This is a genomic window from Herbiconiux sp., from assembly GCF_023264855.1.
GTDB lineage: Bacteria > Actinomycetota > Actinomycetes > Actinomycetales > Microbacteriaceae > Herbiconiux.
In genome coordinates, this window is the sequence record NZ_JAHFUW010000081.1 from 1 (window position 1) to 10,432 (window position 10,432).

At 71.4% G+C, this 10,432-nt stretch carries 9 protein-coding genes; 2 read left to right on the plus strand and 7 right to left on the minus strand.

All coding sequences use genetic code 11. The features are described 5' to 3' along the window. Both Q0D75_RS20375 and Q0D75_RS20380 read right to left on the minus strand, forming a co-directional pair. Positions 1-246, minus strand: a 246-nt coding sequence (locus Q0D75_RS20375) for an SDR family NAD(P)-dependent oxidoreductase (RefSeq protein ID WP_291057602.1), incomplete at its 3' end; no start/stop codon positions are given. Beyond that, positions 243-1,694, minus strand: coding sequence for an MFS transporter (locus Q0D75_RS20380; protein WP_291057604.1), 1,452 nt, complete (start codon positions 1,692-1,694; stop codon positions 243-245). The genes Q0D75_RS20375 and Q0D75_RS20380, both read right to left, overlap by 4 nt. Before the next feature lie 101 nt (positions 1,695-1,795). Here Q0D75_RS20380 and Q0D75_RS20385 point away from each other — a divergent pair, with 101 nt between their 5' ends. Continuing rightward, positions 1,796-2,719, plus strand: coding sequence for a LysR family transcriptional regulator (locus tag Q0D75_RS20385; protein WP_291057606.1), 924 nt, complete (start codon positions 1,796-1,798; stop codon positions 2,717-2,719). On the opposite strand, the gene Q0D75_RS20390 is transcribed toward Q0D75_RS20385, so the two are convergent. Continuing rightward, complete coding sequence (locus Q0D75_RS20390) at positions 2,716-3,594, minus strand: VOC family protein (protein WP_291057608.1); 879 nt, start codon at positions 3,592-3,594, stop codon at positions 2,716-2,718. The genes Q0D75_RS20385 and Q0D75_RS20390 overlap by 4 nt on opposite strands. A gap of 44 nt (positions 3,595-3,638) precedes the next feature. Next, positions 3,639-5,381, minus strand: coding sequence for an FAD-dependent oxidoreductase (locus Q0D75_RS20395; RefSeq protein ID WP_291057611.1), 1,743 nt, complete (start codon positions 5,379-5,381; stop codon positions 3,639-3,641). A gap of 71 nt (positions 5,382-5,452) precedes the next feature. On the opposite strand from Q0D75_RS20395, the gene Q0D75_RS20400 reads away from it, so the two are divergent. Beyond that, a complete protein-coding gene (locus tag Q0D75_RS20400; protein ID WP_291057612.1) occupies positions 5,453-6,394 on the plus strand; it encodes a LysR substrate-binding domain-containing protein in 942 nt (313 codons plus the stop codon). A 193-nt stretch (positions 6,395-6,587) separates the two neighbouring features. On the opposite strand, the gene Q0D75_RS20405 is transcribed toward Q0D75_RS20400, so the two are convergent. From Q0D75_RS20405 to Q0D75_RS20415, 3 genes are all read right to left on the minus strand, one after another. Next, a complete protein-coding gene (locus Q0D75_RS20405) occupies positions 6,588-7,001 on the minus strand; it encodes an SIP domain-containing protein (RefSeq protein WP_291057614.1) in 414 nt (137 codons plus the stop codon). Between the two features lie 139 nt (positions 7,002-7,140). Further along, complete coding sequence (locus tag Q0D75_RS20410; protein WP_291057616.1) at positions 7,141-8,034, minus strand: cell wall-binding repeat-containing protein; 894 nt, start codon at positions 8,032-8,034, stop codon at positions 7,141-7,143. After that, positions 8,031-10,432 (minus strand): fibronectin type III domain-containing protein (locus Q0D75_RS20415; RefSeq protein ID WP_291057618.1); only part of this gene is annotated, 2,402 nt, incomplete at its 5' end. The genes Q0D75_RS20410 and Q0D75_RS20415, both read right to left, overlap by 4 nt.

The window sequence follows — 10,432 nt, forward strand, 5'->3', positions numbered from 1 at the left end:
GTCGGCGAGGTGCTCGGCGAGCATCCGGTCGTCGAGGGCGTCGGTGTCGGCCAGGTCGGCCGCCCATGCCTCGCCGCCGAGCTCGCCGGCGAGGGCCGAGGCGGCGGCGCCGTCGAGATCGGCGACTACGACCTGCGCACCCCGCGCCGTGAACTCGCGCGCCACGGCGGCGCCGATGCCCCCGGCGCCGCCCGTGACGAGGGCGCGACGGCCCCGGAGCGTCAGGGAGCGCTCCGGGACGGTCATCGCGCGGCCCTCGCGGCGTCGCGGGCCGCGGCATCCGCAGTGCCGGCGGCTCCCGTCGTGGCAGCCGGGGTGCTCGCGGTTCCGGCTGGGGCAGTCGGTCCGGTGGAGCCGAATCGCTCCGCATCCGCGGCGTCGACCGCCCGAAGCGACAGGCCCTTGGTCTCGCGCAGCGTCAGCACCACCATCGCGGTCAGCGCGCAGGCGGCGAGGATGTACAGCGCCACCGGGATCCACGAGTCGTACTCCTGCAGCAGTGCCGAGGCGATGATCGGCGCCAGTGATCCGGCCACGATCGAGGTCACCTGGTAGCCCAGCGAGACGCCGGAATAGCGCATCCGGGTGGGGAACATCTCGGCCATGATGGCCGGCTGCCCCGCGTACATCAGCGCGTGGAAGCACAGACCGACGGTGACCGCCAGCACGATCAGCACCGGGTTCAGGGTGTCGAACATCGGGAAGGCGAAGAAGGCCCAGGATGCCCCGAGCACGGCGCCGGCGAAGTAGACCGGCTTCCGGCCGATGCGATCCGACAGCCGGCCGACCTGCGGGATGACGGCGAAGTGCACGGCGTGCGCGATCAGCAGGGCGAGCAGCAGCTGCGAGGTGTTGTACTCGTGCACGACCGTCAGATAGACGATCGAGAAGCTGACGATGATGTAGTAGAGGATGTTCTCGGCGAACCGCAGCCCCATCGCCTTGAGCACGCCGGAGGGGTACTTGCGCAGCACCTCGAACACGCCGAAGCGTACTTCCTTCTGGGCCTCGGCCTGAGCGCGGGCCTCGAGGAAGATGGGCGCCTCGGTGACGTGGGTGCGGATGTAGTAGCCGATCAGCACGATCACCGCGGAGAGCCAGAACGCCACCCGCCAGCCCCAGCCGAGGAACTGCTCGGCGGGCAGGATCGTCGACATCGTGAGCAGCACCAGGGTGGCGAGCAGGTTGCCCACCGGCACCGCGGCCTGCGGCCAGCTCGCCCAGAAGCCGCGCGAGCGATCCGGACTCTGCTCGGCCACCAGCAGCACGGCTCCGCCCCACTCGCCGCCGAGTGCGAAACCCTGGATGAAGCGCAGCGCGACCAGCAGGGCGGGGGCCCAGTAGCCGACGGTGTCGAAACCGGGCAGGCAGCCGATCAGGAAGGTGGCCACACCGATGATGATGATCGTCACCTGCAGGGTGTGCTTGCGGCCGAGCCGGTCGCCGATCTGGCCGAACACGATGCCGCCGAGCGGCCGCGCGATGAAGCCGACGGCGTAGGTGAGGAAGGCGGCGATGATGCCGTCGAGGCGGCTGCCGGTGTTCGGGAAGAACACGGTGCCGAACACCAGGCTCGCGGCCGTGGCGTAGAGGAAGAACTCGTACCACTCCACGACGGTGCCGACCATCGAGGCGGCGACCACCTTCTTCAGTCCGGCCGGCGCGCGGCGGGCCGCGGTCTCGTTCACACTCACTGTGCCTCCTCGGGGTCATCGTTGACTGCACCCGAGTATTCGTGCAGATTTACGCCGAGACAATGACCAGTTGCGCTCAGGCACTGTGCATAATTGCAGATATGCCCACCGCCGATGAGTCGTCGAGACCCGATCCGTTCGATCTGCTCGTGCTGCGCGAGGTGGCGCGAGGGGGCCGCTTCACCGTCGCGGCCGAGACGCTCGGCCTGAACCACACCACCGTCTCGCGCCGGATCGCCGCGCTCGAGCGGGCGCTCGGCGGACGCGTGCTGGCCCGCGCACCGGGCGGCTGGGAGGCCACCGAACTGGGGCGGCGTGCCCTGCGCGCGGCCGACGGTGTGGCCGAGGCGCTCGACCAGCTCGCCGACGGGGATGCCGGCGCCCGCTTGACGGGGGTGGTGCGGATGTCGGCGACCGACGGGTTCAGTGCCTTCGTGGCCGCACCGGCCGTTGCCGCCCTGCAACGCCAGCATCCCGGGCTGCAGCTGGAGCTGGTGACCGTCACCCGCCGGGCGTTGCAGCAGCGGTCGGGGCTCGACATCGAGGTGGTGGTGGGGCGGCCGCAGGTGCATCGCGCCGAGGCGATCCTGCTCGGGGCGTACACGCTCGGCATGTACGCCTCGCAGGACTACCTGGCCGAGTTCGGCGAACCGCACTCGATCGCCGGGCTGGATGCGCATCCGCTGGTCTATTTCATCGACTCGATGCTGCAGGTCGACGACCTCGACGCCCCGCGCCGCCTGGTGCCGGGGATGCGCGACTCGCTCACCTCCACCAACGTCTTCGTGCACGTGGAGGCGACCCGGGCGGGGGCGGGCATTGGCTTTCTGCCGTGCTTCGTGGCCGATCGGCACCCCGACCTCGTGCGCGTGCTTCCGGCGGAGGTGGCCGAAGAGCTGCCGTACTGGATGGTGGTGCGGCCCGACTCGATCGCGCGGCCGGCCGTGGCGGCGGTGGCGCGCGCGGTGCAGGAGCGGGTGCTCGCGATGCGCGACGAGCTGCTCGGGCGCCGGTCGGCGGCCTAGACGCCGGCGCGCAGCAGGATCGTGTTGTTCCAGGGGTCGGAGACCGTGACGGTGGCGCCGTCGTTCGCGGTCTGCAGGCCGTGGTGGCGCAGGCGCTCCTCGGTGGCGGCGACGCCGTCGGCATCCGGCAGCACGATCTCGACCTGGCCGAGCCCGAGCGTGGGCTGGCGGCGGCCGGCGCCGGCGGAGTTCCAGACGTTCATCGCCATGTGGTGGTGGTAGCCGCCGGCGGAGACGAAGAGGGCGCTGGGACCGTAGGTGGTGGTGACCTCGAAGCCGAGTTTGTCGACGTAGAAGTCGCGGGCCTGCGGCACGTCGCCCACCGAGAGGTGCACGTGGCCGATGGAGGCGGCGCCGATCCGCGGTTCGTCGACGACCGCCTGGGTGAGGTGCTCTTGCAGGAAGGCGTTGGGGTCGAGGTAGAGCGTCGACATCTCGAGCTGGCCGTGGGTCCAGCTCCAGGTGCTGCGGTCGCGGTCCCAGTAGAGCTCGACGCCGTTGTTCTCGGGGTCGGTGAAGTAGAAGGCCTTCGACACCAGGTGGTCGGATGAGCCGGTGAAGCAGTTCGGGAAACGCTGCGCCACCGAGTAGACGGATGCGGCCAGGGCCTCCTCGGTGTCGAACAGGATGGCGGTGTGGAACAGGCCCGCCTCGCGCGAGCCGGGGCTCTTCAGCTCGGGCGCGTGCTGCAGCACCATCGCCGGCACGCAGCCGCGGCCGAGCACGGCGATGTCGCCCTGCTGTGAGATGACGTCGAGCGCCACGGCGTCGCGGTAGTAGGCGACCATGCGGTCGAGGTTCCCCACCCGGAGCGTGACGGCTCCCATGGTGGTGTCGGGGGCGAGGAGATCGGCTGCGTTCGTCATAGTGCTCATTAAAACACTTGTAGCCACAACTAAATTCCCCGCCCCCGGGGCTGCTACTCGAGGAGCTTGCCGACCGTGGCGACCTCGCGCATGTGGGCGGCGATCTCCTCGGGGATCGGCGGGATGGACTCGCGGGTGATGCCCTCGGTGGGGCTCCAGACGAGGTTGACCTGCAGGGCCGGGTCGAGGTCGGGGAAGTCGCTGCGGTTGTGGCATCCGCGGGTCTCCCGACGCTCACGCGCGGCCTCGAGGGTGGCGCGGGCCGCGAGGGCGGCCGACTTGAGGTCGAAGGCGTGGGCCAGGTCGTGGTAGCCGGCGACATCCGGATGCACGCCGATCGAGGCCATGCGCGCCTCGATGGCGTCGAGCTCGGCCAGCCCCTGGGTGAGGCCCTCCTCGTCGCGCACCACGCCGGCGTGCTCGGTCATGGTGTTGCGGATGGCGCGCTGCAGCGCCCGCACGTTCTCGGGGCCGTCGGCCGCGAGCAGGCCCGCGATCTCGGCGCGGGCCGCATCCGTCGCCGACTTCGAACGCTTCTGGGAGGGCAGGTTCGCCGAATAGGACGCCGCCGCCTGGCCGACGATGCGGCCGAAGACGAGCAGCTCGATCAGGGAGTTGCCGCCGAGGCGGTTCGCGCCGTGCAGGCCCGAGGAGGCCTCGCCGATGGCGTAGAGGCCGGGCACGTCGCTGCTGTGGTCTTCCGGTCGCACCCAGACGCCGCCCATCGAGTAGTGCGCGGTGGGCGCGATCTCGATCGGGTCGACCGTGATGTCGAGCATCTGCAGCTCGAGCATGGTCTGGTAGACGCGCGGGAGGCGGGTCATGATCGTCTCGCGGGGCAGGTGCGAGACATCCAGCCAGACGCCGCCGTTGACCGTGCCGCGCCCCTCTTTGATCTCGGTGTAGGCGGCCAGGGCCACGCGGTCTCGGGTGGAGAGCTCCATCCGCTCGGGGTCGTAGCGGGCCATGAAGCGCTCACCGAGGCCGTTGCGCAGGATGCCGCCCTCGCCGCGGGCCGCCTCGGAGATGAGGGTGCCGGCCGCGTTCTCGGGCTCGATGATGCCGCTCGGGTGGAACTGCACGAGCTCGGGATCGCGCAGACGCCCGCCGGCCTCGACGGCCAGGCGGAAGGAGTCGCCCGTGTTCTCGTCGCGCCGGCTCGAGGTGCGACGCCAGATGCGGTTGTGGCCGCCCGCGGCGAGGATGACGGCATCCGCGTGGATGAGGTACCGCGTGCCGTCTTCGAGGTCGAAGCCGTAGGCGCCGAAGATGGCGCCGTCGTCGTTGGTGAGCAGGCGGGTGATGTAGACGCGGTCGAGGATGGGGATCTCGAGCTGGGTGGAGCGGTTGATCAGGGTGCGCTGGATCTCCAGGCCCGTGTAGTCGCCGGCGAAGGCCGTGCGGCGGAAGGTGTGGGCGCCGAAGAAGCGCTGCGAGATGCGGCCGTCGTCTTCGCGGGCGAAGGGCATGCCGTAGCGCTCGAGGTCGTCGATGCCCTGGGCGGCGCCCTCGGTGACGATCTGCACGGTGTGCGGGTTGGCGAGCAGGTACGACTCCTGCAGGGTGTCGGCGGCGTGCTGCTGCCAGCTGTCCTCCGGGTCCATGGTGGCCAGGGCCGCGTTGATGCCGCCGGCGGCGAGCGAGGTGTGCGCATCCGACTTGGGGCGCTTGCCCACGGCCAGCACGTCGACGCCGGCCTCGGCCAGCTCGATGGCGGCGCGGAGGCCTGATCCGCCCGTGCCGATGACGAGCACGGTGGTGGAGATCTGACGTTCGGAGGGGCGTGAGGAGCTCATGTCTTCGAGGCTAGGTCGGGCTTCTTCATCCGTCCAATGCATATACCTGGTCGGATCGATGCGCTTAGGCTATGGACATGAACCTCGAGCAATTGCGCGCCTTCGTCGAAGTGGCGAACGTCGGCAACTTCACCCGGGCGGCCGAACAGCTGCATCTGGCGCAGCCCTCGCTGAGCCGGCAGATCGGGTCGCTGGAGCAGGATCTGGGGGCCGAGCTGTTCCGGCGGGCGCGCGGGGGCAGCACGCTCACGACGGCGGGGGAGTCGCTGCTGCCGTTGGCCAGGCGGATGCTCGCCGACGCCGACTCGGTGCGCCGCGAGCTCGCCGAACTGGCCGGGCTGGAACGCGGGCGGGTGCGGCTGGGCGCCACGCCCACGCTCTGCATCAGCCTCGTGACCGAGGTGCTGAGCGCGTTCCACGCGGCGCATCCGGCGATCGAGCTGCACCTCTCGGAGCAGGGGTCGTGGCGGCTGCTCGACGAACTGGCGGCCGGCGAGCTCGACCTCGCACTGATCACGACCTCGGATGCGCCCGCCTCGCGCTTCGACGTGTCGCCGCTGCTGGCCGAGGAGCTCGTGGTGATCTCCTCGGGGGCGGCCGATCCTCTCGTGGCCGGCGACGCCATCCAGTTGGCCGAGGTGGCTCGTCTGCCGCTGATCGTGTTCAGCTCGAGCTACGACGTGCGGATCGCGAGCGACGCCGCGTTCCGGTCGGCGGGGCTGACCCCCGAGGTGGTGCTGGAGGGGGCCGAGATGGATGCCGTGCTGCGGTTCGTGGAGCGCGGGCTCGGGGTGGCGATCGTGCCGGCGACGGTGCTGATCGACCGGCCGGCGCTGCGCTCGGTGCGGCTGGAGGAGCCGACGCTCACCCGCACGATCAGCGTGGCGCGACCCGTGGGGCTCGCGCCCACGCGGGCGGTGCAGGTGATGCAGCGCACGATCGCGGCGACGGCGACCGCGTTCGCCGCGCAGGCCGGCGCGACGATGCGCCTGGCCGAGCCGGCCGCAGCCTGACCGGAGTCGTGCGCCGCATCCGAAACGACGGAGTTTTCGGCAGACGCGCCGATGGCGAGCGCTGCCCGACGGCGCGCCACCGAAAAACTCCGTCGTTTTGGATGGGGGTGTTCGGGACAGAGCGGGCTGGGGTGGGTGAATGGCGTGGGGTGGGCTGGGTGCGTGGCTGGGGCGGGTGCGTGGGTGGGGTGGGTCAGGGTTCGGTGGGGCCCGCCGAGAGGCGGGAGGCCAGGTCGCGGTACATCGAGCCGACGCGGGGGCTGGCGTTGCAGCCGACCCAGAGGTGGATGCGCTCGCCGCCCTCGGCGGGGGCCTCGGGCATCCATTCGGAGACCCAGGCGGTGACCGCGGAGCGGATGAGTTCGCCGCGCGGGGCGATCTCGCGCAGGCCGTGCGGCACGAGGTCGCGGCGGAGCCAGGTGAGGTTCACGCCCGCGGGCCGCTCGAGCTGACGGATCTGGATCGGCGACACGATCTCGAGGTAGACCTGGCCGTAGGCGTCGTCGGGCAGGTCGCTCAGGATGCGGCGGATCGGGGCGAGGTCGGTGGTGTCGCCGGCCAGCAGAACGTGCGGGGCGACGCCCGCCTCAAGGGGAAAACTCTCCATGATCTAAATTTAGGTAAGCCTTACCTAAATCGCAAGACCCAAACTGGAACCCTTGAAAAGTCGCAAATGGCCCCTATCCACGTGGAATAGGGGCCATTTGCGACTTCCCGATTGGGCTGTCGGGTGTGGTGCTAGAACATCAGAAGGTGCAGGCGGTGAGCGAGGCGACCTTTGCGCTCAGCGAGTTGGGCCCGCCGAGCAGGGTCACCTGGCCGGCGCCGAGCCGGTCGATGTCGGCGAGCACGCCCTGCGGCACGCAGTCACCGGGCACCACGTACAGCGGCGAACCCTTGAGGCCGGCGAGAGCCGCGCCGGCGAGCGCGTCGGGGTAGTTCAGGCCGGTGGCCAGGTACACCGTGTTCGCCCAGGTGAAGGCGCTGTTGTTGATGCTGATCGACGCGGCGAAACGGTCGGCGCCCGACAGGCGGGTGACGACGACCTTCGTGGTGGGGTCGGTCTTGCCGTTCAGGGCCTCGATGGAGGCCTTGACACCCTCGGAGACCGAGTTCGGGCCACCGGCGATCGACACCGTGTCCACGCCGAGCTTGCCGAGCAGCGCGGTGGTGGGAGTGTCGATCGAGGGGGCCCCGCCGTTCACCAGGAGCACGGGGGTCGACGTGGAGCCGCCGGCCGCGCTCGCCGAGAGGGCGTCGGGGAAGTTGGCGCCGGTGGCGACGTAGGCGTTCTTGGCGCCGTCGGTGCCGAAGACGGCGTCGACGACGTTCCGCGAGGCTTCGTAGCGGTCGGCGCCGGAGATGCGCACGACGTTCGCAGACAGCTTCTCGAGCTCGGCCTCGACCTTGGGGGAGACGGAGTTCGGTCCGCCGACGATCACGATCTTGCCGGGGGAGAGACGCTGCAGCTCGGTCTTCACCGAGGCGGGCAGAGCATCCGGAGTCGTCAGCAGCAGCGGGGCCTTCTCCTTGACCGCGGCCGGGGCGGCGCTCAGGGCGTCGGCGAAGGTGGTACCGGTGACGATGTAGGCGACGTCGGAACCCGACTCGGTGGGGTAGGCCTTCTTCGACACATTCACGGCGACCTCGTAGCGGTCGGCGCCCTGGATGCGGTCGACGGCCGGGTCGGCGAAGGCGACCGGGGTGAAGGTCTCGAACGGGGCGTAGTTCGCTCCGCCGGCGGCGTAGGTGTAGACGCCGAAGTTGCCGTCGGCGAGGGCTCCGGAGAAGCCTTTCGCGACGTCGATGGTGAACGCAGGGAGACCGCGACCCCGCGGTAGTCGGGGGTGACGGTGAAGCCGTCGGCATCCACCTGCACGCCGGTGAAGACGGCGAGCGTGATGGTGCGGTCGGGCAGGGGCACCCACTTCGACTGGTCGTCCATGTCGGTGCCGAAGCCGCCGGCGGTGGCGGTGAGGGTGCCGGTGCCGTTCTGCACGGTGAGCACCGGGTCGCTGAGGTACCAGAAGGTGAGGCCGCCGTAGTAGGCCACGGTCACGTCGCCGTTCCAGCGGATGCTCGCGCTGCCGGTGGCGCGGTCGACCTCGCCGGTGCCGCCGGTCATCACGAACTGGTTGCCGCCGTAGGGGGTGTTCGTACCCGAGCTGAGCGGTGCGCCGGTGCGGTCGAGGCACTTGGTGTCCCAGTTCGCCCGCACATAGGTGCCGGAGGCGTCGGGCTTCTGGATGCTGACATTGCCTGAGACGTTCGAGTACTGCGCCGCCGTGAACAGCGCCGAGCCGCCCGGATCGGGGGTGCGGCCGGCGGAGAGGTAGTTGCAGCCGCCGAAGTAGGCGCCGTTGTTCGCCTCGTCGTTCAGGCCCCAGCGCAGCACGGCGTCGTCGAGCTGCAGCACGGCCGCGGTGCTCGGGGCGATGGTGACCTGCACCGCCGTGGCGCGGCCGCCGGCGGGGGAGGGGTCGCCGTCGAGCTCGGCGTCGGTGACGAAGAGCAGCCAGTGGGTGCCGACGGGGAGGCCGGCGGTGCTGACGGTGACGGATGCGGCGGTGCCGGATGCGGCGGTGCCGGTGCCGGTGCCTGTGCCGTTCGTGCTGACGGTGCCCGCGAAGGTGCGGGAGCCGTACCACCAGGCCTCGCCGCTCTGGGCCGAGGTCCAGGGGAGGCCGACCACGGCATCCGCGCCCTGCTCGATCGTGAGCGAGGCGTTGCGGTCGACGGCGACGGTTCCGGCCGCGATGGCGGTGTCGAGGGCGGGGCGATCGGGGTAGGCCGGCGGGCGGCTGCCCGGGGTGGAGCCCGCGGGCAAGGTGACGACGGGGCTGAAGTCGGAGAGCTCGCCGACGCCCACCGCGTTCACGGCGGCGACCCGGATGGAGTAGTCGGCGCCGGGGGTGAGGCCGGCGAAGCTCGCTCGCGGATCGGCGGCAGGGTCGGCGACCGCGACCTCCTGCGTGCTCACCAGACCGACGCCGCGCTGGTGCAGCTCGACGCGATAGCCGGTGATGGGGGATCCGCCGGTGAAACGGCCGGTGGTGGCGGCGCCCTGCCAGTCGAGCACGCGCGCCGAGACGGCGGTGGGAGCGGCGGGCCGGGCGGAGAACTCGGTGCTGGGGGTGCGCTCACCCAGGGTCTGGGCGGGGTACTCGCTCGCCCAGCTCGGGGCGCTGCTGGTGGCGGAGGACGGGCGGTAGCGGGCGACGCCGTCGACGAGATCGTAGGCGACCACCGCGGCCACGTAGCGGCTGTCGCCCTGCAGGCCGGTGACGACCGCCTGGGTGGTGGCGCCGACGTCGAGCGTTGTCGCGATGAAGAAGTTGGCGGTGGGGGCGGCGAGGTCGTGGCGGCGCTCGAGCACGCGCAGCACGTAGCCGGCGGGGGCGATGTCGCCCGAGGGGGCGGTCCAGGTGGCGGTGAAGCCGTCGGCGGTGGGTGTGCCGAGCTCGGGCACTCCGGCGCGGGCGGTCGAGAGGGCGCCGGTGCTGGAGGCGGGGAGGCTGAGGGAGGCGCTGACCAGAGGGTCGGGGAGGGCCTCGGCGCCGTCGAGCAGCGTGATGCGGGCCGTGACGGCGCCCGCGCCGAACGAGACGCCCTCGACGCGGTAGCGGGTGGTGGCCGCGTCGACCTCGGTGCGGGCGATCAGCGATCCGGATGCCGTGACCGAACGACCCGAGAACAGCTCGACGCGGTACCCGAGAACGGATGCGACGCCGGCGGCGGTGGCGGTCGCGGTGGTGGCGGATGCGGTGCCGGTGGTGCTGACGTCGGTCGCGACGGCGGGCGCGGTAGTGGCGGATGCGGCGCCGGTGGTTGCGGCGCCGGCGCCGGTGGCGGACGCTGCGGGCGGGGCCCAGGCGATGTCGACGGCGTAGTCGATGCCTGCGGGGTCGGACTGCAGCAGCACCTCGCCGGGCGCGGGGGCGGTGGTGGCAACCCAGGTGGAGGCGGGCAGCGGCGTGAGCTCGGTGATGGCGGGGGTGGGTATGGGGGTTGGCGTTGCGGTCGGCGCCGGCGTGGGGG

Bases quoted from the DNA above. Each gene is read 5' to 3' on its own strand.
- Q0D75_RS20385 (WP_291057606.1), top strand. From the start codon at position 1,796: ATGCCCACCGCCGATGAGTCGTCGAGACCCGATCCGTTCGATCTGCTC.
- Q0D75_RS20390 (WP_291057608.1), bottom strand. From the start codon at position 3,594: ATGAGCACTATGACGAACGCAGCCGATCTCCTCGCCCCCGACACCACC.
- Q0D75_RS20395 (WP_291057611.1), bottom strand. From the start codon at position 5,381: ATGAGCTCCTCACGCCCCTCCGAACGTCAGATCTCCACCACCGTGCTC.
- Q0D75_RS20400 (WP_291057612.1), top strand. From the start codon at position 5,453: ATGGACATGAACCTCGAGCAATTGCGCGCCTTCGTCGAAGTGGCGAAC.
- Q0D75_RS20405 (WP_291057614.1), bottom strand. From the start codon at position 7,001: ATGGAGAGTTTTCCCCTTGAGGCGGGCGTCGCCCCGCACGTTCTGCTG.